Genomic DNA, 24,548 nt, shown 5'->3' with positions numbered 1-24,548 from the left:
GGTGAATCTACCCAATCAGCGCTTTTTGCGCGTTGCGTTGAAACCGGTTATCGAAGGCAACGCCTTCACATGCGACTACTCTATCTAGCGGTTGATTTGACAGACTGCCGAATGCGACGGATTCCAACGAGTTCTGTACGCATCTCTCGTTGAACCTTGCTGTTAAGTGTCAACAATCCAAGGAATGGGAATAACAGCGCCAACCCATAGAGAACTTTATGAGGCTGGTACTGAACCATTGGAACTACAAACACTAGACAGGCGAGGTAGATACCGACCATCACCCACACCCAGGAGGGTCGGCCCCGCAAAATCATAAAGTTGCTATGGACCGTCAACAGAATGAGCAGCGCCCCGACCAACATGATCTTGAGCCCCACTTGAGCCAGCGGCACATCACGAAAATAAGTGACGAACGCCAGCGCAACAGCCAATGCCAACGAAAAATACGCAGCGAATACACCACCCAGAAACGTCAGAAAGTATTGCCTGAAAAAGTCGCGTAGCGTCATTAACTCGTTCATTCGCTTACCCCATCAACGCTTTTTGCGCGTTGCGATTACGGCTTGGCGCAGGTGGCGTATTTCGAGCAGCCGCTGGCGCATTTCGCGATGGCGCTGACTATTGAGCAACAGCAAGCCCAGCAGTGGGAACAATAAGCTCAAGCTATAGATCAACGGATGCTGCTGATCACGGATGGCGGGCAACACACCTAGGAAGCACAACCCCAGGAGCACCGCCAGCGGCCGCACCCATTGCGGACGCCCGCGAGCAATCATGAAATTGCAGTGCACCACCACCAAAGTGAGCGCGATGCCACCCAGGAACGAATACTTTGCATTGTCCTCCATGGGAAGGTCCTGAAAATAGCTGTCGAAAAACAACGGAACTGCAAATACCAACGTAAAAATGGACGCGAATATCCCCCCCATAAAGACCGGAAAATACTGCGACAGAAAACTACGAATGCTGGGAATCTCATTCATTGCTCAATCTCTTCGTACAGGCCTACAGCAACAGTCCGAACATTCCCCGAAATCGCACTGCCGGTAAAACCGACCGCAGCACCCAAGGCATCCTTAATTTGCGTGACTGTTGCATGCTTGACTTCGGTAGGCGCGAAACGCTTGGGGAGTTCACGGCTAGTGAATCTGCACAATCACCGTTTTTTGTACTTTGCGGTCGCAGCCTGGCGCAGATGGCGCAGATGGCGCAGCTCGACGAGTTTCTGTCGCATTTCCCGATGACGCTGACTATTGAGCAACAGCAACCCCGCCAACGGAAACAGCAGCCCCATTACATACGCTGCCATATGTGGCCGATAGCTATAGGTTGGCAACACGACCAGCAAACATACAACGTAGAAGGCTGCGATAGCCCAAGCCCCCCATTCTCGCCCTCTGATCATGACGAAATGGCTGAACGCCAAGAGCAAGCCCAAGAAAACTGCCGCCAGAAAAGAGTAACGCGCCCGCTCTGGGTCACTGCGAAAAAATGTACTTGATGCCAATGAAATAGCGGCAGAGAGAGAGAAGCAGGCAAGGAAGAACGCGCATATAAACGCTGGAAAATATTGCGCCAAAAAAGCTCTTAATGAACCAGGACGATCCATCACTCAACCTCCTCATAGAGGCCAACTGCAATCGTTCGAATGTTGCCTGATATAGCGCTCCCGGTAAGACCAACGGCAGCCCCGAGGGAGTCTCTGATCTGCGTCACAGTAGCGTGATTGATCTCGCTAGCTGAATAGCGCTTGGCCAGCAGACCGGAGCGCTGGCGCAGTTTCAAGAGTTTATTGCTCAGTCTTGGATCTTTCAGGCTCAGCAACTCTTTGGTGAGCGCCTTGCGTTGCTGGCGGGTCAACCCCTTGGACAACTCGTACCAACTTCTGCCAGTGGTCACCTTTCGAGCCTGCAGCAGCCGAAGAGTGGTCAGAGTAGAGGCGCCGGCACCCAGCAGTGAAGCGGCGTCCAATACCGGCATTGCATAGCGATACCAGTCCTCGCTATCCATATCGTCGTTGGCTGCCGGGTCATTGAGTTCGTTGATAGTTCTCACCCCCCCGACGACACATTGCGCAGTACTGGCCGCTGCAGCCGTCGCACCGATGCCCGCCACCACCAGGCTCGCGCCACCCGTGAAAGGCACGGCGACTGTACCGCTGAACACAACAATCCAACCGAGGATTGCGCCCGCACAAGACAGGGTCGTATTGACTGCTTCGCCCACCAACCGGGACTCACGCGGGTTGTTAGCCACCTGATTGGCAAACTGCGCCGGCGAAATGTACCTCTGCGCCTCACGCAAAATGATGCGCTTGGGCTTGATGCTGCAGATCGGCTTGAACTCGCGCAGGGTAATGACATTGAAGTCAGCGTCGATATACACCACCCCTGCGCCGACGATGCCGGGGTCGGCGTCGATGGCCGCGAACAGCCGTGGCAGGTTGATCTGGCTTTCGATGCGCTGGCGCGCCATGAACTGGGAGCGGTTGGAGTCCATGCCGATGTTGAGCAAGGGGTTGCTCATGGGGTGTTCTTCCTTGAAATAGGTGGTGTCTGAACTGGCGCCTTCGCGAGCAAGCCCGCTCCCACAGTTGACCGAGTTCCAGCATGAGAATGCGGTCGAATGTGGGAGCGGGCTTGCTCGCGAAGGCGATTCAATGGGCGCCACCTTAACAAACAGGTTTCCCACCCGCTAGAAAGCAAAACGCCAGCACGAGGCTGGCGTTTTGCATTTCAGGCTGCGATCAACGCGGTACGACCGGCTTACGCGCAGGCTTCTTGCCTTTGCCCTTGGCCGCGTCGGTGCGCTCTTTAGCCGCCTGCTTGTTGCGGGCCATGGCCGCGGCCTTGGCTTGTTCGCGCTTGTCCCACGGGTTGCTGCCGTCGCTGCCACGAGGCGGCAGGCCGGTGTGCTGGGTGAGGATCCTGGTGGTGGTTTCCTTGGCGACCTTATGGCTGCCCACCGGCGTCGAGTTCTTGCGACGGGCGCTCTGGTAGCTGTCGGTGGACGGCTGATGCAGCGGAATCAACTGATCCTTGCCCGGCCCGATCAGGTCGGCGCGGCCCATGCGGGTCAGCGCTTCACGCAGCATCGGCCAGCCTTTGGGGTCGTGGTAGCGCAGGAACGCCTTGTGCAGACGGCGCTGTTCTTCGCTCTTGACGATGGTCACCGCGTCGCTCTTATAGGTGACCTTGCGCAGCGGGTTCTTGCCCGAGTGGTACATCGCGGTGGCGGTGGCCATTGGCGACGGGTAGAACGCCTGCACCTGGTCGGCGCGGAAGCCATTGCCCTTGAGCCACAGGGCCAGGTTCATCATGTCTTCATCGGTGGTGCCGGGGTGGGCGGCGATGAAGTACGGGATCAGGTACTGCTCCTTGCCCGCTTCCTTGGTGTACTTCTCGAACATGCGCTTGAACTTGTCATAGCTGCCAATGCCCGGTTTCATCATCTGGTTGAGCGGACCTTCCTCGGTGTGTTCCGGGGCGATCTTCAGGTAGCCACCGACGTGGTGGGTCACCAGCTCTTTGACATATTCCGGCGACTCCACGGCCAGGTCGTAACGCAGGCCGGAAGCGATCAAAATCTTCTTCACACCCGGCAAGGCACGGGCGCTGCGGTACAGCTGGATCAGCGACGAGTGGTCGGTGTTCAGGTTCGGGCAGATGCCCGGGAACACGCAGGACGGCTTGCGGCACGCGGATTCGATTTCCGGGCTCTTGCAGGCGATGCGGTACATGTTCGCGGTCGGCCCGCCAAGGTCGGAAATCACCCCGGTGAAGCCTGGGACCTTGTCGCGGATCTCTTCGATCTCGCGGATGATCGACTCTTCGGAACGGTTCTGGATGATCCGGCCTTCGTGCTCGGTGATCGAGCAGAAGGTGCAGCCGCCGAAGCAGCCACGCATGATGTTCACCGAGAAGCGGATCATGTCGTAGGCCGGGATTTTTTCCTTGCCGTACACAGGATGCGGGACACGGGCGTAAGGCATGCCAAACACGTAGTCCATTTCTTCGGTGGTCATGGGAATGGGCGGTGGGTTGAACCACACGTCCACTTCGCCGTGCTTCTGCACCAGGGCGCGGGCGTTGCCTGGGTTGGTTTCCAGGTGCAACACGCGGTTGGCGTGGGCATACAGCACTGCGTCGCCACGGACCTTTTCCACCGATGGCAGGCGGATCACGGTCTTGTCGCGGGTCATGCGCGGGCTGGCGAGGATCTGTACGACCTTGGCTTCTTCCGGGTCTTCAACCGGGCCCTTTTCCTGCTCGATGGCGCAGGCCTGGGTGTCCTGGGTATTCACGTACGGGTTGATGATCTTGTCGACCTTGCCCGGGCGGTCGATACGGGTGGAGTCCACTTCGTACCAGCCCGCTGGCGTGTCACGGCGAATGAACGCGGTGCCACGCACGTCGGTGATGTCTTCGATCTTGTGGCCCCACGACAGGCGCTGGGCAACTTCGACAATCGCCCGCTCGGCGTTGCCGTACAACAGGATGTCGGCGGTGGCGTCGATCAGGATCGAGTTGCGCACCCGGTCCTGCCAGTAGTCGTAGTGGGCGATGCGGCGCAGGGAAGCTTCGATGCCACCGAGCACGATCGGCACGTTCTTGTAGGCTTCCTTGCAACGCTGGCTGTACACCAGGCTCGCACGGTCCGGACGTTTACCGGCCATGCCGCCAGGGGTGTAGGCGTCGTCGGAGCGGATTTTCTTGTCGGCGGTGTAGCGGTTGATCATCGAGTCCATGTTGCCGGCCGCGACGCCGAAGAACAGGTTCGGCTCGCCGAGCTTCATGAAGTCGTCTTTGGACTGCCAGTTGGGCTGGGCAATGATCCCGACGCGGAAGCCCTGGGACTCCAGCAGCCGGCCAATGATCGCCATGCCGAACGAAGGATGGTCCACGTAGGCATCACCGGTGACGATGATGATGTCGCATGAATCCCAGCCAAGCTGATCCATCTCCTCCCTGCTCATGGGCAGGAATGGCGCTGGACCGAAACATTCGGCCCAGTACTTGGGATAGTCAAATAACGGCTTGGCTGTTTGCATGACGGTGACCGGTGTTGAGATGAAAAATCGCGGGCGCGGAATATAGCACAAAATTTGACCAATTCCGACGGTAATGGTCGGAATTGTGCTGACTCCATCGCGGGCTAGCCCGCCCCCACACTTGAATGGTGAATGCTTTCAAATGTGCGGGCGGGCTTGCCTGCGATAGGGCCCTTATAGACGCTGGAAACTATTCGTCGTCGTCGAAGTTATAACTGCCCGGCGCCAGGTTCTCGAAGCGCGTGTACTTACCGATGAACGCCAGGCGGATAAAGCCGATCGGCCCGTTCCGCTGCTTGCCGATGATGATTTCGGCAATGCCCTTGTGCTCGGTTTCCGGGTGATACACCTCGTCGCGGTACACGAACATGATCACGTCGGCGTCCTGCTCGATCGCTCCGGATTCACGCAAGTCGGAGTTCACCGGGCGCTTGTTGGGACGCTGCTCCAGGGAACGGTTGAGCTGGGACAGCGCCACCACCGGGCAGTTGAATTCCTTGGCCAGGGCTTTGAGGGACCGGGAGATTTCGGAAATCTCGTTGGTCCGGTTGTCGCCGCTGGAGCCGGGGATCTGCATCAACTGCAGGTAGTCGATCATGATCAGGGCGATATCGCCGTGCTCACGCACCAGGCGCCGGGTACGCGCACGCATCTCGGACGGGCTGATACCGGCGGTGTCGTCGATAAACAGCTTGCGGTCGTTGAGCAGGTTGACCGCCGAGGTCAGGCGCGGCCAGTCGTCGTCTTCCAGGCGACCGGCACGCACTTTGGTCTGGTCGATCCGGCCCAGGGACGAGAGCATACGCATGATCAGCGATTCGCCTGGCATCTCCAGGGAGTACACCAGCACGGCCTTGTCGCTACGCAACACGGCGTTTTCCACCAGGTTCATCGCAAAGGTCGTCTTACCCATGGATGGACGGCCGGCGACGATGATCAGGTCGGACGGCTGCAGGCCGCTGGTCTTCTCGTCGAGGTCGGTGTAGCCGGTGGAAATACCGGTGATGGCGTTGTCAGTGTTGAACAAGGTGTCGATACGGTCGATGGCCTTGGTCAACAGGTCGTTGACGCTGACCGGGCCGCCGGTTTTCGGGCGGGCCTCGGCGATCTGGAAGATCTGCCGTTCGGCTTCGTCGAGGATCTCGGCGGCGGTGCGACCTTCAGGGTTAAAGGCACTGTCGGCGATTTCGGTGCTGATGCCGATCAACTGGCGCAGGGTCGCCCGCTCGCGCACGATCTGGGCATAGGCCTTGATGTTGGCGACGGACGGGGTGTTTTTTGCCAGCTCACCGAGGTAGCCGAGGCCACCGACTTGCGAGGTCTGGCCTTCCTTGTCCAGTTGCTCGGCCAGGGTCACCACGTCAATCGGTGAGTTCTGGTCGGCCAGCTTGGCAATGGCGCGGAAGATCAAGCGGTGGTCATGCCGATAGAAATCACCGTCCGAGACTTGATCGAGCACACGTTCCCAGGCGTTGTTATCCAGCATCAAGCCACCGAGCACGGCCTGTTCGGCCTCGATGGAATGCGGCGGCACCTTCAGGGCAGCGGTTTGCAGATCGTATTGCTCAGGAGCTGAAATATCGTTCATGGCCACTTGGAATTAGGGGGTGTGAAAAAAACAAAAGGCACGACCTGTAAACAGGATCGTGCCCGATGTTAACCGCCTGGCACGCGAGGTGCCAGTCAGTTAGGTGCTACTTAAGCTGCTACCACGACAACGCGTACGGTGGCTTCAACTTCAGCGTGCAGGTGCACGGCTACGTCGAATTCGCCTACGTTGCGGATGGTGCCGTTCGGCAGACGAACTTCGCTCTTCTGCACTTCAACGCCGGAGGCGGTCAGTGCATCAGCAATGTCGTGGGTGCCGATCGAACCGAACAGCTTGCCTTCGTCACCGGCGGTGGCAGTGATAGTCACTTCCAGCTCGGCCAGTTGGGCAGCACGGGTTTCAGCCGAAGCTTTCTTGTCTGCTGCGGCTTTTTCCAGCTCAGCGCGACGCTCTTCAAACGCAGCCAGGTTGGCAGCGGTTGCAGCGGTAGCTTTGCCGTATGGCAGCAGGTAGTTACGACCGTAGCCGGCCTTAACGTTTACTTTGTCGCCCAGGTTGCCCAGGTTGGCGACTTTTTCCAGAAGGATCAGTTGCATGTGAAAATCCTCTAACTTTTAACCTTCACCGTTCGCGTTATCGGCGTCTTTCGGCGCCAGACGACCGCGAAAATCAATCAGGCCGTCGACAATGGCCAAGACCACGAGTAACGGATAGATCAGTTGCATAAACAGCAACAGCGTCACGTACAACCCCACCAGCCAGAACTTGGCCAGGCGCTTTTGCGCCACCAGCCCATGCATCAGGGCCAGCCCGGCAATCACCAGCGGTACGCTGCACAACGGCGTCAACATGGCCATTTGCGGACCAAAGTTCGGCCCTACAAGCATGCACGCCAGCAGCAACATCGCTGGTCCTGCGGGGATTCTGATACTGCGAAACTCGCGACCAAAACCACCCGGGTTATACAACAACGCCTGCCAGTAGCGCCCAAGAATCAGGCTCAGCACACTGACGATCTGCAACAGTGCCGCTATCAGGCCGGTAAGGACCGGAGCAATCAGTGTGGCCATGCGCGCTCGCTCATCTACCGACAATTGCTGGTAGAGATCCCCGAGGGCCAGTGGCAGGATTTTTACCAACTCCTGCGACAGCGCCTCGATTTGCGGGCGGAAAGCCGCGCCAAGCACCACTGAATACACCACTCCCAATGCCACGCTGACCAGCAGCGTACGGACCCAGGACTCACTTGCGCGTAAAACCAACGCAAGGCTCGAAGACCCCAGCAGTACCAGAAGTACCCGTGGGTCGTCGAATTGCAGCCACCAGATCAAGGCCGGCAGCAACCCCAGGGCAAGAACGCCCAGGGCGTCCTTCAAACCGCGCCGCAGCAGCACAAGGCTTCCTGCGGCAGCACCCAACCAATACAACAACGGCAATGCAGCACATCCAGCCACTACCAGAGTGGCCTGCACACGACCGCGCATGATGAACTCAGCTAAGGCGCGCATGCATTCAATCCCCTACTACTTGTCGACTGCCCGGTCTCAGCGGCCGTGGCTGTCGGTGTAGGCCAGCAGGGCCAGGAAGCGGGCGCGCTTGATAGCGGTGGCCAGCTGACGCTGATAACGAGCTTTGGTACCGGTGATACGGCTTGGAACAATTTTGCCGGTCTCGGATACGTAGGCTTTCAGAGTGTTGAGATCTTTGTAGTCGATCTCCTTCACTTCTTCAGCGGTGAAGCGGCAAAACTTACGACGACGGAAGAAACGTGCCATTTGATAGGCTCCTTAATAAGGTCCGTGGATTACTCGTCAGCGTTATCGCTGTTGTCGCTGTCATCACTATCAGCGCTTTCAGCGCCTTCGTGCTCAGGACGGTCGCGACGCTCACGGCGCTCACTGCGGTTTTCTTCAGCCTTGAGCATCTCGGATTGGCCGGTAACGGCTTCTTCGCGACGGATGACCAGGTTACGGATCACTGCATCGTTGTAGCGGAAGTTGTCTTCCAGCTCGGCCAGGGCCTTGCCAGTGCACTCAACGTTCAGCATCACGTAGTGAGCCTTGTGAACATTGTTGATTGCGTAGGCCAGTTGACGACGGCCCCAATCTTCCAGACGGTGGATTTTGCCGCCGTCTTCTTCGATCAGCTTGGTGTAACGCTCTACCATGCCGCCGACTTGCTCGCTTTGATCCGGGTGGACCAAAAAGATGATTTCGTAATGACGCATGAATGCTCCTTACGGGTTGTAGCCTGCCGCTCAAAAACGGTCAGACAAGGAGTGAATGACACTTAGGAATCTTGCCACTGGGAGGCACATGCGTGCCCGCCGGGAAGGCAAGGGGCGCAATTGTAGAGAAGGGGGAGAAAGGGCGCAAGGCAATTGGTGATTATTTGACCAAAAACCAATATGGGAGCTGACTTGTGTGGGAGCTGGCTTGCCTGCGATAGCATCACCTCAGTACAACTGATGTACCGAGGTGCCCGCATCGCGGGCAAGCCCGACTCCCACACAAACCAGCTCCCACATTTTGCATCTATGCCAGGCTCAAAATTACTTCTTGGACTTGGCCTTGGCGCCACGCTGACGCTGGGCTTCGAACAGGCAGACGCCCGTCGCGACTGAAACGTTGAGGCTGCTGACGCTACCGGCCATCGGCAAGTGCACCAGGTAGTCGCAATGCTCTCGGGTCAGGCGCCGCATGCCCTTGCCTTCAGCACCCATGATCAGGATGGTCGGGCCGGTGAGGTCCTGGTCATAGATGCTGACCTCGGCCTCACCCGCCGTACCCACGACCCACAAGCCGCGCTGCTGGAGTTTTTCCAGGGTGCGCGCCAGGTTGGTCACGGCCACCAACGGAATCACTTCCGCTGCGCCGCAGGCGACTTTACGCACGACCGGGGTCAAGGTAGCCGACTTGTCTTTCGGCACGATCACCGCCAGCGCGCCGGCAGCGTCCGCCGAACGCAGGCAGGCGCCGAGGTTGTGCGGGTCGGTCACGCCGTCCAGCACCAGCAACAGCGGCGCACCTTCGGTGCGGTCGAGCAGCTCGTCGAGCATGGCCTCGCCCCAGACCTGGCTCGGACTCACGTCCGCCACCACGCCCTGGTGTACGCCTTCGACCCAGACGTCCATTTCGCGCCGCTCGGCCTGACCGATGGCAACTTTATTCTGGTTGGCCAGCTCGACCAACGCTTGAACGCGCGGCTCGCTACGACCCTCGGCCAACCACACTTGCTTGACGCGCTTGGGGTGGTGACGCAGCAACGCTTCTACGGCGTGTACGCCGTAGATTTTTTCCAGACTCATGACTTGGCCTTAGGTTTACGCGACCCGCCGCTCTTGGCAGGGGCCGAACCCGCTTTTGGCGGGCCTTTACGGTGTTTACTCGGTTTGCTCGACGGCTTGTCGGCGGCCTGGGACTTTCCCCCAGACGCCGCTTTACCACCGCTTTTGGCTTCGTTGAGCAACTGCTGCTTCAACTCGCGACTCTTGCGCAACTCGGCGTTTTTCGCCGCCGCATCACTGGGGCGGTACGCGTCGCTGACCTTTTCCTTGGCCGAGGAGCGGCGCGCAGGCTTGGCCGGCGCAGGCTCGGCAGCCGCTGCAGCTTTCGCAGGAGCGCCTTTTTTCGCCGGCGCTGTGGTTTCGGCACCCCGTTTTTTGCGGCCAATCGGCGCTTCGAGGGTTTTTTCAGCCATCTCGAAGTCGATCTTGCGTTCGTCGAGATCGACGCGCATGACCCGTACTTCTACGGTATCGCCCAAACGGAAGCTGCGACCGGTGCGCTCGCCCGCCAGGCGGTGATGCACAGGATCGAAGTGGTAGTAGTCACCCGGCAAGGCGGTGACGTGCACCAGACCTTCGACGTAGATGTCGGTCAGCTCGACGAACAGACCAAAACCGGTCACGGCGGTGATCACGCCTGGGAACGACTCACCTACGCGATCCTTCATGAACTCGCACTTGAGCCAGTTCACTACGTCACGGGTGGCTTCGTCGGCACGGCGCTCGCTCATGGAGCACTGCTCGCCCAACTGTTCCAGGGCCGCTTCGTCGTACGGATAGATCCGTGCCTTCGGAATAGTCATGGCACCGGCGCGCTTGACGTGCGGGGTGTTCTGCTTGGAATGGATCACGCTGCGGATGGCGCGGTGCGTGAGCAAGTCCGGGTAACGGCGGATCGGCGAGGTGAAGTGGGTATACGCCTCGTAATTCAGGCCGAAGTGGCCCTGGTTGTCGGCGCTGTACACCGCCTGGCTGAGGGAGCGCAGCATCACGGTCTGGATCAGGTGGAAGTCCGGACGGTCCTTGATGCTGGCCAACAGAGCCTGGTAATCCTTCGGCGACGGGCCATCCTTGCCTTTGTGCAGGGACAGGCCAAGCTCGCCCAGGAAGGCGCGCAGTTTTTCCAGGCGCTCCGGTGGCGGACCATCGTGCACCCGGTACAGCGCAGGAATCTCGTGCTTCTTCAGGAATTCGGCGGTGGCCACGTTGGCCGCCAGCATGCATTCCTCGATCAGCTTGTGCGCGTCATTGCGGGTGGTCGGCGTGATTTCCGCGATTTTGCGCTCGGAACCGAAGATGATCCGGGTTTCCTGGGTTTCAAAATCTATCGCGCCACGGACATGACGTGCGCCCAGCAACACCTTGTACAGCGAGTAGAGCTGCTTGAGGTGTGGAACTACGTCAGAGTACTGGCTGCGCAAAGCCTTGGCTTCGCTGGTTTTCGGCGTTTCCAGGATGGTGCTGACCTTGTTGTAGGTCAGGCGGGCCTGGGAGTGGATCACCGCTTCGTAGAACTGGTAGTCGGTCATTTCGCCGGTTTTCGAGATGGTCATCTCGCACACCATGGCCAAACGGTCGACTTTCGGGTTCAGGGAGCACAGGCCGTTGGACAGCTGCTCAGGCAGCATCGGGATCACGCGCTCAGGGAAGTACACGGAGTTGCCGCGCACCTGGGCTTCGTTATCCAGGGCCGAACCGATCTTCACGTAGCTGGATACGTCGGCAATCGCGACGAACAACTTCCAGCCGCCGGAGAACAGGCGCAGCTTGCCGGGCTTGGCTTCGCAGTAGACCGCATCGTCGAAGTCGCGGGCATCTTCGCCGTCAATGGTGACGAACGGCAGATGACGCAGATCTATGCGTTTCTCTTTGTCTTTTTCTTCGACTTCCGGCTTGAGCTTGGCGGCTTCTTTGAGCACAGCCTCAGGCCAGACGTGAGGAATATCGTAGGTGCGCAGCGCAACATCGATTTCCATGCCCGGCGCCATGTAGTTGCCGACCACTTCGACGATATCGCCCTGTGGCTGGAAGCGCGGGGTTGGCCAGTGGGTGATTTTCACCTCGACGAACTGACCGACCTTGGCGGCGCCATTGCGGCCCGGGGTCACCAGCACTTCCTGCTGGACCTTCGGGTTGTCCGGAATCACGAAGCCGATGCCGCCTTCCTCGAAGTAGCGACCGACGATGGATTCGTGGGCACGGGACACCACTTCGACGATCACGCCTTCGCGTCGACCGCGACGGTCCAGGCCGGACACGCGCGCCAGGGCGCGGTCGCCATCGAACACCAGGCGCATTTGCGCCGGGCTCATGAACAGGTCGTCACTGCCGTCATCAGGGATCAGGAAGCCGAAGCCATCACGGTGACCGGCAATGCGGCCAAGGATCAGGTCGAGCTTGTCCACCGGCGCGTAAGTGCCGCGACGGGTGTAGATCAACTGTGCATCGCGCTCCATGGCGCGCAGGCGGCGGCGCAGTGCTTCGAGTTGGTCTTCGGTGGTCAGACCGAATTCTTCAACCAGCTGCTCGCGGCTAGCAGGCGAACCCCGATCGGCGAGATGCGCCAGGATCAGTTCGCGGCTAGGAATAGGGTTTTCATATTTTTCCGCTTCACGAGCGGCCTCGGGATCGAGGGACTGCCAATCGGCCATTAGAGAGTTTTCACCTTGTCTATATGTGGGTTAGTTTGGCATACGCGTATTGAAACGGGAAATTTCAAGCAATAACTAGCCCGCAAATGCGTTTTATAGCCGCGCAAAACCACCTTGCGTGACCGCCTGCGAAATTTTCCAGGCTTTTTTGATGACGGGGGTTTACAGCTCAAAAGCCACTCCGTATAGTGCGCGCCATCGACGACGGCAACGTTGAAGATACTGCCCAGATGGTGAAATTGGTAGACACGCCAGCTTCAGGTGCTGGTGACCGCAAGGTCGTGGAAGTTCGAGTCTTCTTCTGGGCACCAATTCAAAACTTGAGGTTTGCGCCTTGAGTCTCACAAAAACCCGCGAAAGCGGGTTTTTGCGTTATAGCCCTTTGATTTTTAACCCAAAAGTTGATTTATAAAATCAAATCAGGGGTTTACAGATCAAAAAGCCCGCCGTATAGTTCGCCCCATCAACAGCGGCAACGTTGCTTGATAATGCCCAGGTGGTGAAATTGGTAGACACGCCAGCTTCAGGTGCTGGTGATCGCAAGGTCGTGGAAGTTCGAGTCTTCTCCTGGGCACCAAATTCAGATCAAACCCGCGAAAGCGGGTTTTTTCGTTTCCGGGGTTTAAAAACTCCACCCGCAATTCCCGCTGCGCCCGCACTTGAGAAGTTTTATCGTTTATCCTTGCAATGATTTGTTGCACTCAAGTGAGGAACACCCCGGATGATGATCCGCGATATCCGTCTCAAGACATCCCTTCTGCGTGGCCTGACCATCACTCTGCTCGGCCTGACCCTGCTCTCTCCCACCGCCTACTCGGCCGACAAGGTTGAACTGACCCTGTACAACGGCCAGCACAAGGAAGTCGGCGATGAACTCGCCAAGGCCTTCGAAGCCAAGACCGGCATTCATGTGAATGTACGCAAGGGCAGCAGCAACCAACTGGCCAGCCAGGTCGTCGAAGAGGGTGAGCGCTCCCCCGCCGACGTGATCTACACCGAAGAATCCCCACCACTGAACAAACTTGGCGAACAAGGCCTGCTGGCCACTATCGACGCCAGTACCCTGGATGTCCTGCCCAAGGAATACGTGGCCGCCAATGGCGCCTGGATGGGCGTCACCGCACGTACCCGGGTAGTGGCCTTCAATCCGAAATTGATCAAGGAAGAAGAGCTACCCAAGTCGGTACTGGATTTCGCCAACCCCGAGTGGCAGGGCAAAGTGGGCTTCGTCCCCACCAGCGGCGCCTTCCAGGAACAGGCCGTGGCCATCATCAAACTGCATGGTCGCGATGCCGCCGAAGAATGGCTGACCGGGCTGCGCGCGTTCGGCAAGGTCTACAGCAATAACATGGTCGCCCTCAAAGCCGTGGAAAACGGCGAAGTAGCGACGGTGCTGGTGAATAACTACTACTGGTTTGCCCTGAAAAAGGAAAAAACCAACCTGGATTCGCAACTGCACTACTTCACCGATGGCGATGCTGGCGGCCTGATCACCGTATCGGCAGCAGCGGCATTGAAATCCAGCAAGCACCCCAAGCAAGCCCAGCAACTGCTGGCGTTCATGGCCAGCGAAGAAGGCCAGCGGGTTATCACCAACACCTCCGCCGAGTACCCGCTGCGCAAGGGCATGCAGTCCAACCGCGGCCTCAAGCCATTCAGCGAACTGCAACCGCCCAAAGTCACTCCCGCCGACCTGGGCAACGCCGAAGAAGCCCTGGAGCTGGAACGTGACGTTGGCTTGAACTGATGACCCCATCGCAATCTGCCCCCGCCTTGCGCGGCGGCTTTAGCCCCCGGCGCAAACGCCCGTCAATCTGGCTGCTGCTGCCGGTCTTTTTACTGGTGGGCTTGAGCCTGCTGCCGTTGGTGTATGTGGGCCTCAAGGCCTGGCAAGCCGGCTGGGCCGAGGCTGTGCATCTGCTGTGGCGCCCGTATGTGTTCGGGCTACTGCGCAACACCTTGGCATTAATGGTCGGCGTGACCGTCGCCTGCGCGGTGATCGGCCTGTCCCTGGCCTGGCTGCTGGAGCGCAGCAACCTGCCGGGCCGGCGGATCTGGGGCGTAATCCTGTGCCTGCCGTTTGCCGTGCCGGCGTTTGTCAGCAGCTTTACCTGGGTATCCCTGAGCGCCCAGTTCGAAGGCCTGGGCGGCGCCATCCTGGTCATGACCCTGTCCAAATACCCCCTGGTGTTCCTGCCAGTGGCGGCCACCCTGCGTAACCTGGACCCGTCCCTGGAAGAGTCGGCCCGCACCCTGGGGCTCAATCGCTGGAGCGTGTTTTTTCGCATCACCCTGCCGTTGCTGTGGCCGTCGCTGCTGGCCGGCGCCCTGTTGATCGCCTTGCATATGCTGGTGGAATTCGGCGCCCTGTCGATCATCGGCCTGCAGACCTTCACCACGGCGATCTACCAACAGTTCGAATTGGAGTTCAGCAACGCCAATGCGGCGATGCTGTCTGCGGTGCTGCTGGTCATGTGCCTGACCCTGCTGTGGCTGGAACTGCGCGTGCGCGGCAAGGGCCGGCATGTGCGCACCGGACAAGGCGCGGCGCGGCATGCCGAACAGGTTCGACTGGGCAGATGGGCGCCATTGGGCCAGCTGTACTGCCTGATGCTGGCGATCATTGGCAGTGGCATTCCGTTGGGGATGCTCGGCTACTGGCTGGCCGTGGGTTCTTCAGCAGCCTTCCCGGTAGCCGAGATCAGCGAGGCGCTGCTGTCCTCCCTGGCGCTGTCCCTGGGCGGCGCGGCACTCTGCCTGGCGCTGGCCGTACCGGTGGGTCTTCTGGTGGTGCGCTACAAAGGCCAACTGGCGCTGTGGGCCGAACGCCTGCCCTACTTGCTGCACGCCCTGCCCGGCCTGGTGATTGCCCTGACCCTGGTGTATTTCGCCCTGCATTACGTGCCGGCGCTGTATCAGGCCTCGGCGTTGCTGCTGATCGCCTACGCGCTGCTGTTCCTGCCACTGGCCCAGGCGCCGATCCGTACCGCCCTGAACAAGGCTGCACCGCAACTGGAAGAGGCGGCCCGCACCCTCGGCGCATCGTCATTCAGCGCGTTTTGCCGGGTGACCCTGCCGATTATCTTTCCGGCATTGGGCGCGGCGTTTGCGCTGGTGTTCCTCGATGCGATGAAGGAGTTGACCGCGACTTTGCTGCTCAGTCCAACCGGGTTGAATACCCTGGCCACGGCGGTGTGGGCGCACACCTCGAATGTGGAGTTTGCGGCGGCGGCGCCTTATGCGGCGCTGTTGATTCTGGTGTCGGGGCTGCCCGTCTACCTGCTCACGACACGGATGTATCTGAGCCGCTGAGAGCGCTATCGCAGGCAAGCCAGCTCCCACATTGGAGTGGGTTTGCCCGCGATAAGGCCCGAGCCGCCAACCTCAGGCCCGGAACTGCCCCAGGCTGGCCTTCAACTGCGCCGCCAAGCCATCCAGCACCTTGCCACTGGCCGTGGTTTCCACCACCGCCTGCGCTGCGCGCTCGGCCTGGGTATGGATCACCTCGACCCGCCCCCGCACCGCATGCGCGCCCTGGGCCTGATGTTCGGCAGCCCGGGTCGCCAGGCCAATCGCCGCATGCACCTGCTCCACTGAGTCTTGCACCGTTTGCTGCAAGCGCACACTTTCGCGCAGCACCAGCAGACCCTCGCTGGCCTGGCGCCCGGCCTTGCCGATGGTTTCCACCGCCTCACGCGCGCCTTGCTGCAACGCCACGATATGCGCCTGGATATCACCGGTAGAGCTTTGGGTTTTACTGGCCAGTGCCCGCACTTCGTCTGCCACCACCGCAAAACCCCGCCCGGTTTCACCGGCACGCGCTGCTTCAATGGCGGCATTCAGGGCCAGCAGGTTGGTTTGCTCGGCAATGCCGTGGATCACCGTCAGCACCACTTCAATCTGCTCGCTTTGCTGGGCCAGGCGCTCGATCACCTTGGAGCCGGCCTGCACCTGCCCGGCCAAGGCCTCGATCAAACTGCCGACTTCGGCCGAAGTACGGGAATTTTCATCCGTGGCCTGACGGATATCCACCACCTGCTGCAACGCGGCTTGCATGGCATGGCTTTCGGCCTGGGCCTCGTCAGCCATTTGCGACAGCGCCCGCAGGCTCTCGGCCACTTCATCACGCTGCAAACCTGCTGCGGCATCGGCGCCGGCATTGCGCAGGGTCATCGCGCCGATTTCCACGCCGGTACGCTGGGCCACATCCCCCGCCTCGCGCACGATGGGCTGCAACTTATCCACAAACCGATTGACCGCCGAAGCCATGGCGCCGATTTCATCCTTGCTGTTGATCTGCACACGCTTGGTCAGGTCACCGTCACCGGCCGCCAAATCATCCATGGCCGCGATCAGCAGCTTGAGGCGATTGACCACCCGCCGCCCCAGCACCACGGCAATCAGCAACAGCACACCCAGGCCCACCACCGCCAGACCCAGACCGATACGCCAGCGCAGGGCCTGCGCGGCCTCTTGTACGGCGCTGGAGGTATTGGCGGTCATTTGCGTGGCCGTGGCCTGCGCCGACTGCAGACGGGCACCCATGGCCGCCGCACTGTCCGCCGCCGCGCCTTTGAGGCTGTCGCCCACCAATTGACCGCCACTGGCGATCAGCGCGGCAAAACGCTGGTCCAGCGCCGCCAGGTCCGCCTCGACCGCTGCGGTGGAAACCCCCATCAGCACCTTGCCGATCTCTACACCATTGGGGCTGATGGACGCTTCGACGTAGTACACCGAAGGGTCGCTTTTCGCAGCACTCAACACTTTGTCCAACGCACGGTCGCCCTGGCCTTTTTCCAGGAGCGCCTTGTTGATCGGGTTTGCCCGGTTCAAATAACGAGTCAGGTGCTGGCCTGTGGCGTCGTCATACACCACAAACAGTACATTGGGATTGCGCTGGGCACGCCGAGCGAACTCCGACAACGCAGGAACATCGCTGTCCCACATTGCACGGGGCGCAACCGAGGCCAGCAACTGCGCCATATCATTGGCAGAGTCCCTCAGGTCCTTTTCCAGGGTCGTACGCAGTTGCTGCTGCTCTTGCTTCAATCGCGCAGAAAGCCCGGCCGTGAGGCGGTCGCTGGTGCTGGACGACAAGCTATCCAGGCTGGACGTCACTTCCTTGCCGGCCTGGGTCAATTCGCCCGACAGTTTCTGGCTGTCCACACCCAGGCGTTTGCCCAAATCGGCTTCCAGGGCCGTGACTGTGCTCCGGGTCAGGGCGACCGCCACCAGCACTTGCACCAAAAGAGCGATACCAAGGGTAACGAACACCGGCCGCAACAGCCGGCTTTGTAACAATGAGAGAACGGCAGACATCGGGAATCCCTCCACCACGGGTGCCATTAAATTGATAGCACCGCGAAAGAGAGAAACATAGCAAGGGTCGTGCCGTGCGCACCGCAGAAACGACAAAGGGCCCCCGAAGGGACCCTTTGCTTTTTACATCAACAGCTTATTAAGCGAACGGATGACGCAAAACGATGGTCTCGTTGCGGTCCGGGCCCGTCGAAATAATGTCGATCGGCGCGCCAATCAGCTCTTCAACGCGCTTGATGTAGGCGCGGGCGTTAGCTGGCAGTTCTTCCAGGGTCTTGGCACCCACGGTCGATTCGCTCCAGCCCGGCACTTCTTCGTACACAGGCTGCAGGCCCACGTAGCTGTCAGCGTCGGTCGGGGCAACATCATTACCTTCGGCGTCTTTGTAACCAACGCAGATGTTGATGGTTTCCAGGCCGTCGAGTACGTCCAGCTTGGTCAGGCAGATACCCGAGATGCTGTTCACGTCGATAGCGCGACGCAGGATGACAGCATCGAACCAGCCACAACGACGGGCACGACCGGTCGTCGCGCCGAACTCGTGGCCTTGTTTGGCCAGGTGCGCACCGACGTCGTCGAACAGCTCAGTCGGGAACGGACCCGAACCTACGCGCGTGGTGTAGGCCTTGGTGATGCCCAGGATGTAGTCCAGGAACATCGGACCAACGCCCGAACCCGTCGCAACGCCGCCAGCGGTGGTGTTGGAGCTGGTCACGTACGGGTAGGTACCGTGGTCGATGTCCAGCAACGAGCCCTGGGCACCTTCGAACATGATGTCTTTGCCGGCGCGACGCAGGTCGTGCAGTTCGGCAGTCACGTCCAGCATCAGCGGCTTGAGCAGCTCGGCGTATTCCTTGCACTCGGCCAGGGTCTTGTCGAACTCAATGGCTGGCTCTTTGTAGTAACCGACCAGCATGAAGTTGTGGTAATCCACCAGTTCACGCAGCTTGTCTTCAAAGCGCGGCATGTTGAGCAGGTCGCCCACACGCAGGCCACGACGTGCAACCTTGTCTTCGTAGGCCGGGCCGATACCGCGACCGGTGGTGCCGATCTTCAGCTCGCCACGGGCCTTTTCACGGGCCTGGTCCAGCGCAACGTGGAAGGACAGGATCAGCGGGCAGGACGGGCTGATACGCAGGCGCTCGCGCACCGGTACGCCTTTCTCTTCCAGCTTGGTGATCTCGCGCAGCAGGGCGTCAGGTGCAACCACCACGCCGTTGCCGATCAGGCACTGCACGCCTTCGCGCAGTACGCCCGACGGGATCAGGTGCAAGACGGTTTTTTCGCCATCGATGACCAGGGTGTGGCCAGCGTTGTGGCCACCTTGGTAGCGCACTACGGCGGCAGCATGTTCGGTCAGCAGATCAACGATCTTGCCTTTGCCCTCATCACCCCATTGGGTGCCCAGGACTACGACATTCTTACCCATAACACTTGTCCTCATTCGCGCAAACTTGGTGCCGGCGTTGGCCGGCAGGAAAACTCAAGAAGCCAGTGGCGATACTTGCCAAAGCCCGTTCTGCTGAATCAATTGCCGGTCGCAGTCCGCTTCACGGGCGGCGGCCAATGGCTGCCCAGGCAAGGCCTGGACGACACGCTGACCCTCACTGCGCAACTGGCAGACCTGCTGCCAGAGTGCCGCGTCCGTACTGTCTGGCATCCAGATACCGCCAGACGGTAGCTCGACTTCAGCACGCCCCAGGGTCACCAGGGTTTTCAAATCGGTGGAAAAGCCAGTCGCCGGACGGGCACGACCGAAGTCGGCGCCGATATCGTCATAACGACCGCCCTGGGCGATGGCTTGGCCAACGCCCGGAACAAACACCGCGAACACCACACCGGTGTGGTAGTGGTAGCCGCGCAACTCACCCAGGTCAAAATACAACGGCAGTTGCGGGAAGCGCGCCGACAACTGCTCGGCAATCGCCAGCACGTCGTCCAGGGCCGCCAGCACCGGGGCCGGCGCGTTGGCCAGGCGATCACGGGCAGCGGTCAGCACTTCGCGACCACCACACAGGTCCACCAGCGCACGCAGCATGCCAGCCAGGTCGGCAGGCACGCCTTCGGTCAGGGCGATCACTTCGTCGATGGCCTTGCGCTGCAGGGCATCGAACAACTGCTGCTCCACTTCGCCGGACAAACCGGCCGCACGGGCCAGGCCACGGTAGATACCGACATGCCCCAGGTCCATGTGGACATCCGGCACATCGGCCAGTTGCAGCATCGCCAGCATCAGGCTGATGACTTCAACGTCGCTGCTCGGGCTCGCATCGCCATACAACTCGGCGCCCAACTGGATCGGGCTACGGGACGATGACAAGGCGCGCGGTTGCGCATGCAGCACGCTGCCGGCGTAGCACAGGCGGCTCGGCCCTTCACGACGCAAGGTATGCGCATCAATGCGCGCCACTTGCGGCGTGATGTCGGCGCGAAAGCCCATTTGCCGGCCCGATTGCGGGTCGATGACCTTGAAGGTGCGCAGATCCAGGTCCTGGCCCGCGCCGGTCAGCAGGGATTCCAGGTACTCGATATGGGGAGTCACGACAAACTCGTAACCCCAGCTCTGGAACAGATCCAACACCTGGCGACGCGCGATTTCAATACGCGCAGCCTCTGGTGGCAGTACTTCTTCGATGCCATCTGGCAGCAGCCAGCGGTCTACCGTTGCCATTACGCCATTCCCCTATGACCCGGCCTGCCCTTGGGCGAGCCTTGAGTGAAGCAGAAAATACCCGGCCCCTGCATAAACCACGCGCAAGAGCGACGTGACGAATGGCCTGTAGACGGCCTCGTCGGGCACTTTCCTCGAAAAACCTGTCACGCCTGCAACGCACAACAACAATCAAACATGCAGACGCAAAAAAGCCGGGAATTTCCCGGCTGCCGCATCATACACCCGTTTTCCGAAAGGATCACCCCGCCGAGCGTTTTAGCCGCCCGACGGAGTGGAACCAGCCAGTCAGCGGGTTACTTGGACTTTTCCAGGTAGCGGAAGAAATCGCTACTTGGGTCCAGCACCATGACATCGGTTTTGTTCGCAAAGCTTTCACGGTAGGCACGCAGGCTACGGTAGAACGCGTAGAACTCCTGGTCCTGGCCATAAGCCTTGGCGTAGATCGACGCGGCTTGGGCATCACCATCACCACGAGCCTCTTCGGACTCACGATAGGCCTCTGCCAACAGTACGCGACGCTGACGGTCGGCATCCGCACGGATACCTTCAGCCAGTTCGTTACCCTTGGCACGGTGCTCACGCGCCTCACGCTCACGCTCGGTGCTCATACGCTCGAACACGCTGCGGTTCACTTCCTTGGGCAGGTCAATGGCCTTGACTCGAACATCGACCACTTCGATACCCAGCTCTTTTTCCGCCATGGTGTTCAGCGAACGGGTGATGTCAGCCATCAGCGCATCACGTTCACCGGATACCACCTCGTGCAGGGTGCGCTTACCAAACTGGTCGCGCAGGCCCGATTCCAGACGACGGGACAAACGCTCGTCGGCAATCTGCTTGAGGCCGGAAGTCGCGGTGTAGAAGCGCTCGGCATCCTTGACGCGCCACTTGGCGTAGGCGTCAACCATCACGGCTTTCTTTTCCAGGGTCAGGAAACGCTGTGTCGGTGCATCCAGGGTCATCAGGCGGGCGTCAAACTTGCGCACCTGGTTGACGTAGGGGACTTTCACATGCAGGCCCGGCTGGACATCCGCCTGAACCACACGCCCGAATTGCAGCAACACCGCACGCTCGGTCTGAGCCACGATGTAGAAGCAGTTCCAGGCAGCGATGACCACGACGACGCCCACAATCAGGGCGGTCAGCGATTTATTGCTCATCAACGACTCTCCCGGGAACGTGTTTGCTGTTGCTGCAAGTCAGCGGCCGCACGGGCGCTCGCTTCGTTGGCAGCGGCAGTCGAACTGGCGGAAGACGAAGTACTGCCGGCACTACGACCACCTTCGATCATCTTGTCCAGCGGCAGGTACAGCAGGTTGTTCTGCCCACCCTTGTTGCCGGTCACGAGAACCTTGCTGGTGTTGGTGAAGACTTCCTGCATGGTGTCCAGGTACAGACGCTCGCGGGTGACTTCCGGTGCCTTGCGGTACTCGGCCACCAGCTTGGTGAAGCGGTCAGCCTCACCCTTGGCGCGGGACACGACTTCGTCGCGGTAACCGTTGGCATCTTCAATGATGCGCTGGGCCTGACCACGGGCTTCCGGCACCACGCCGTTGGCGTAGGTTTCAGCCTGGTTGCGCGAACGCTGCTCGTCTTCACGGGCACGGATCACGTCATCGAAGGCTTCCTGCACTTCACGCGGTGCCGCTGCGCTCTGTACGTTGACCTGGGTAACGGTGATACCGGTGCGATAGGTATCGAGGAACCGTTGCAGGCGCTCCTTGATCTCGCTGGCCATCAGTTCACGGCCTTCGGTCAGCACCTGGTCCATCGCAGTGGAACCCACTACGTGGCGCAGGGCGCTTTCGGTCGCGTGCTGCAAGCTGATTTCCGGCTGGTCGACGTTAAGCACGAAGTCCTGCAGATTGCTGATCTTGTACTGCACGGTCAGCGGCACTTCGACGATGTTCTCGTCTTCGGTCAGCATCTGGCCCTGCTTGGTGTAGGCACGCTCACGCGTGACGTTCTCCATGTACTTCTTGTCGATCGGCGGGAAGTAGATATTCAGGCCGGGGCCGACAGTCTCGTAGTACTTGCCGAAGCGCAGCACCACGGCTTGCTCCTGCTCGTCCACCACATAGACCGCGCTGTACAGCCAGACAGCCGCCAGCGCCACGAGGCCCAGGCCAAGCAGGCCGTAGCCGCCGCCCTTGCCTGTGCGACCGCCGTCGTCACCACCACGTTTTTTTCCACCACCGAACAACCCATTCAGGCTTTCCTGCAGCTTTCGGAAGGCCTCGTCGAGATCTGGTGGCCCCTTGCGGTCGCCATTATTGCGGCGTTTACCACCCCAAGGATCCTGATTATTCGAGTTGCCACCCGGCTCATTCCAAGCCATAGCGCTCTCCATCTGATAAAGCAAAGACGCACCCACGGCGCGCCGACCAATGCTACAGAATGCCTGCCACAGCGGCACAACCGCTTTCTCAGGCTTTTATTGCAAAGTGTGTTGTTCGAGGAACTCCGTCGGTACAACGCCCTCACGACTCACCAGCCGATTGAGCTCCGAACGAGGCAAACGAACAGCCAGCAGGCTGACACCCTCTTCGTCGTGTTCTTCTTTCTGTACGGCACCCAGTTCAAAGAACTGAGCACGCAGTCGAGCAAAACGCTGAGGCAAGCGCAAGGTGCCGACGAACAAATCGCCACCGAGCAACTCGGCAATCGCCTGCTCAAGCAATTCCAGACCACTACCGTCCCGCGCCGACAGCCAGACCCGCTGGGGCCTGCCGTTTTCGTCGCGCTGGATTTGCGGCTCCACACCTTCAAGCAAATCGAGTTTGTTATAGACCTCGAGGATCGGCAAGTCCTGGGCGCCAATCTCACCCAGTACTACCATGACCTGCTCGATCTGCAACATCCGGTCAGGCTCGGCCGCATCAATGACGTGCAGCAGCAGGTCGGAGTTGCTCGACTCTTCGAGCGTAGACCGGAATGCCTCGACCAGCTTGTGCGGCAAGTGGCGGATGAAGCCCACAGTGTCGGCCAGCACAATCGGCCCCAAGTCGTCGAGTTCCAGACGGCGCAAGGTCGGGTCAAGGGTGGCGAACAATTGGTCTGCCGCGTACACGTCCGATTTGGTCACGTTGTTGAACAGCGTGGATTTACCGGCGTTGGTGTAGCCCACCAGGGACACGGTAGGGATATCCGCACGGGTACGGCCGCGTCGCGATTGCTCGCGCTGACTGCGCACCTTCTCCAGCCGGCCCTTGATCTGGCGCAGGCGCACCCGCAGCAGACGCCGGTCGGTTTCGAGTTGGGTTTCACCCGGCCCACGCATGCCGATACCGCCACCCTGACGCTCAAGGTGCGTCCAGCCGCGAACCAGGCGGGTGCTCATGTGGTCAAGCTGGGCCAGTTCGACCTGGAGCTTGCCTTCATGGGTACGGGCGCGTTGGGCGAAGATATCGAGAATCAGACCGGTACGGTCAATCACGCGACACTCGAAAACACGTTCGAGGTTACGTTCCTGACTGGGCGTGAGGATGTGATTGAAGATAACCAGATCGGCTTCTTCGGCATGGACCAGGTCGCGCAGTTCCTCGACCTTGCCGCTGCCAATCAGAAATTTGGCGGTTGGCCGATGACGCGGCACGTTAAAAAACGCGACGGTCTCGGCGCCGGCCGAATTTGCCAGCTCCTGAAACTCCTGCGGATCTTCGCGCGCCTCAGGGTCCTGTCCATCCAAGTGAACGAGGATTACTCGCTCACCACCACCGTGGCGCTCAAAGAACAAAGGAGACTCCTATCAGGCGTTACCTGGCTCAGCGTCACCCTGTTCGGATTCGGTTGCGCTAGGCAGACGAATTGGACGAACCGGCACTACTGTCGAGATAGCGTGTTTGTAGACCATCTGGCTGACGGTGTTTTTCAGCAGGATCACGAACTGGTCGAAAGACTCGATCGTACCTTGCAGCTTGATGCCGTTGACCAGATAGATGGAAACCCCAACTTTCTCTTTACGTAAAGTATTCAAGTAAGGGTCTTGTAGCGAATGCCCTTTTGACATGTGCCGC

At 59.9% G+C, this 24,548-nt stretch carries 21 protein-coding genes, 2 tRNA genes and 1 pseudogene; 4 read left to right on the top strand and 20 right to left on the bottom strand.

What is annotated here, in order from left to right; all coding sequences use genetic code 11:
- Positions 1-80: 80 nt before the first annotated feature.
- From K1X80_RS03655 to rnr, 13 genes and pseudogenes are all read right to left on the bottom strand, one after another.
- Complete coding sequence (locus tag K1X80_RS03655) at positions 81-524, bottom strand: hypothetical protein (protein ID WP_220172664.1); 444 nt, start codon at positions 522-524, stop codon at positions 81-83.
- A 12-nt stretch (positions 525-536) separates the two neighbouring features.
- Positions 537-986, bottom strand: coding sequence for a hypothetical protein (locus K1X80_RS03650; protein WP_057958161.1), 450 nt, complete (start codon positions 984-986; stop codon positions 537-539).
- Positions 983-1,144, bottom strand: a pseudogene (locus K1X80_RS28040) (NAD synthetase); the annotation flags it as partial. The pseudogene K1X80_RS28040 and the gene K1X80_RS03650, both read right to left, overlap by 4 nt.
- Positions 1,145-1,159: 15 nt before the next feature.
- The gene (locus K1X80_RS03645) at positions 1,160-1,612 is read right to left on the bottom strand and encodes a hypothetical protein (RefSeq protein ID WP_220172663.1); all 453 of its coding nucleotides are present in this window, start codon (positions 1,610-1,612) and stop codon (positions 1,160-1,162) included.
- The gene (locus K1X80_RS03640; RefSeq protein WP_057958159.1) at positions 1,612-2,529 is read right to left on the bottom strand and encodes a hypothetical protein; all 918 of its coding nucleotides are present in this window, start codon (positions 2,527-2,529) and stop codon (positions 1,612-1,614) included. Before K1X80_RS03640 ends, K1X80_RS03645 begins: the two co-directional genes overlap by 1 nt.
- Positions 2,530-2,749: 220 nt before the next feature.
- Complete coding sequence (locus K1X80_RS03635; protein WP_057958158.1) at positions 2,750-5,053, bottom strand: YgiQ family radical SAM protein; 2,304 nt, start codon at positions 5,051-5,053, stop codon at positions 2,750-2,752.
- A 190-nt stretch (positions 5,054-5,243) separates the two neighbouring features.
- Positions 5,244-6,641, bottom strand: coding sequence for a replicative DNA helicase (gene dnaB / locus K1X80_RS03630; protein WP_017138451.1), 1,398 nt, complete (start codon positions 6,639-6,641; stop codon positions 5,244-5,246).
- 110 nt (positions 6,642-6,751) lie between these two features.
- Positions 6,752-7,198 carry a 50S ribosomal protein L9 gene (gene rplI, locus K1X80_RS03625; protein ID WP_003171376.1) on the bottom strand — a complete coding sequence of 149 codons (447 nt, stop codon included), beginning with the start codon at positions 7,196-7,198 and terminating at the stop codon, positions 6,752-6,754.
- Between the two features lie 18 nt (positions 7,199-7,216).
- Positions 7,217-8,110 (bottom strand): hypothetical protein, encoded by an 894-nt coding sequence (locus K1X80_RS03620; protein WP_057437422.1) that lies wholly within the window; start codon positions 8,108-8,110, stop codon positions 7,217-7,219.
- 36 nt (positions 8,111-8,146) lie between these two features.
- Positions 8,147-8,377 carry a 30S ribosomal protein S18 gene (gene rpsR / locus K1X80_RS03615; protein ID WP_003171373.1) on the bottom strand — a complete coding sequence of 77 codons (231 nt, stop codon included), beginning with the start codon at positions 8,375-8,377 and terminating at the stop codon, positions 8,147-8,149.
- Positions 8,378-8,406: 29 nt separating this feature from the next.
- The gene (rpsF, locus tag K1X80_RS03610; protein WP_003217491.1) at positions 8,407-8,829 is read right to left on the bottom strand and encodes a 30S ribosomal protein S6; all 423 of its coding nucleotides are present in this window, start codon (positions 8,827-8,829) and stop codon (positions 8,407-8,409) included.
- A gap of 324 nt (positions 8,830-9,153) precedes the next feature.
- On the bottom strand, positions 9,154-9,909 hold the full coding sequence (gene rlmB, locus K1X80_RS03605) for a 23S rRNA (guanosine(2251)-2'-O)-methyltransferase RlmB (protein ID WP_057444490.1): 756 nt from the start codon (positions 9,907-9,909) through the stop codon (positions 9,154-9,156).
- On the bottom strand, positions 9,906-12,539 hold the full coding sequence (rnr, locus tag K1X80_RS03600) for a ribonuclease R (protein ID WP_057958157.1): 2,634 nt from the start codon (positions 12,537-12,539) through the stop codon (positions 9,906-9,908). The genes rlmB and rnr overlap by 4 nt, the downstream gene beginning before the upstream one ends.
- A 224-nt stretch (positions 12,540-12,763) precedes the next feature.
- Here rnr and K1X80_RS03595 point away from each other — a divergent pair.
- The 4 genes from K1X80_RS03595 (at position 12,764) to K1X80_RS03580 (ending at position 15,851) form a co-directional block, all read left to right on the top strand.
- Positions 12,764-12,850: transfer RNA gene (locus K1X80_RS03595), tRNA-Leu, on the top strand.
- Positions 12,851-13,029: 179 nt separating this feature from the next.
- A tRNA-Leu gene (locus K1X80_RS03590) sits at positions 13,030-13,116 on the top strand.
- Between the two features lie 144 nt (positions 13,117-13,260).
- Positions 13,261-14,286, top strand: a complete 1,026-nt coding sequence (locus K1X80_RS03585; protein WP_057958156.1) for an extracellular solute-binding protein — start codon at positions 13,261-13,263, stop codon at positions 14,284-14,286.
- Positions 14,286-15,851, top strand: a complete 1,566-nt coding sequence (locus K1X80_RS03580; RefSeq protein WP_220172662.1) for an iron ABC transporter permease — start codon at positions 14,286-14,288, stop codon at positions 15,849-15,851. Before K1X80_RS03585 ends, K1X80_RS03580 begins: the two co-directional genes overlap by 1 nt.
- A 72-nt stretch (positions 15,852-15,923) precedes the next feature.
- Here K1X80_RS03580 and K1X80_RS03575 read toward each other — a convergent pair whose 3' ends face one another.
- The 7 genes from K1X80_RS03575 to hfq form a co-directional block, all read right to left on the bottom strand.
- Positions 15,924-17,858 (bottom strand): methyl-accepting chemotaxis protein, encoded by a 1,935-nt coding sequence (locus K1X80_RS03575; RefSeq protein WP_220172661.1) that lies wholly within the window; start codon positions 17,856-17,858, stop codon positions 15,924-15,926.
- A gap of 139 nt (positions 17,859-17,997) precedes the next feature.
- The gene (locus K1X80_RS03570; RefSeq protein WP_057437412.1) at positions 17,998-19,287 is read right to left on the bottom strand and encodes an adenylosuccinate synthase; all 1,290 of its coding nucleotides are present in this window, start codon (positions 19,285-19,287) and stop codon (positions 17,998-18,000) included.
- Between the two features lie 54 nt (positions 19,288-19,341).
- Positions 19,342-20,529 carry an ATP phosphoribosyltransferase regulatory subunit gene (locus tag K1X80_RS03565; RefSeq protein WP_057958153.1) on the bottom strand — a complete coding sequence of 396 codons (1,188 nt, stop codon included), beginning with the start codon at positions 20,527-20,529 and terminating at the stop codon, positions 19,342-19,344.
- A gap of 296 nt (positions 20,530-20,825) precedes the next feature.
- Complete coding sequence (gene hflC / locus K1X80_RS03560; protein ID WP_017849753.1) at positions 20,826-21,692, bottom strand: protease modulator HflC; 867 nt, start codon at positions 21,690-21,692, stop codon at positions 20,826-20,828.
- Positions 21,692-22,870, bottom strand: a complete 1,179-nt coding sequence (hflK, locus tag K1X80_RS03555; RefSeq protein WP_057958152.1) for an FtsH protease activity modulator HflK — start codon at positions 22,868-22,870, stop codon at positions 21,692-21,694. Before hflK ends, hflC begins: the two co-directional genes overlap by 1 nt.
- A gap of 96 nt (positions 22,871-22,966) precedes the next feature.
- Positions 22,967-24,268, bottom strand: a complete 1,302-nt coding sequence (gene hflX / locus K1X80_RS03550; RefSeq protein WP_029299582.1) for a ribosome rescue GTPase HflX — start codon at positions 24,266-24,268, stop codon at positions 22,967-22,969.
- 12 nt (positions 24,269-24,280) lie between these two features.
- The gene (gene hfq / locus K1X80_RS03545; RefSeq protein ID WP_010221594.1) at positions 24,281-24,541 is read right to left on the bottom strand and encodes an RNA chaperone Hfq; all 261 of its coding nucleotides are present in this window, start codon (positions 24,539-24,541) and stop codon (positions 24,281-24,283) included.
- Between the last annotated feature and the right edge of the window lie 7 nt (positions 24,542-24,548).

The organism is Pseudomonas sp. So3.2b (genome assembly GCF_019464415.1).
GTDB classification, from domain to species: domain Bacteria; phylum Pseudomonadota; class Gammaproteobacteria; order Pseudomonadales; family Pseudomonadaceae; genus Aquipseudomonas; species Aquipseudomonas shahriarae.
This window is presented reverse-complemented; position numbering and strand designations above follow the sequence as displayed.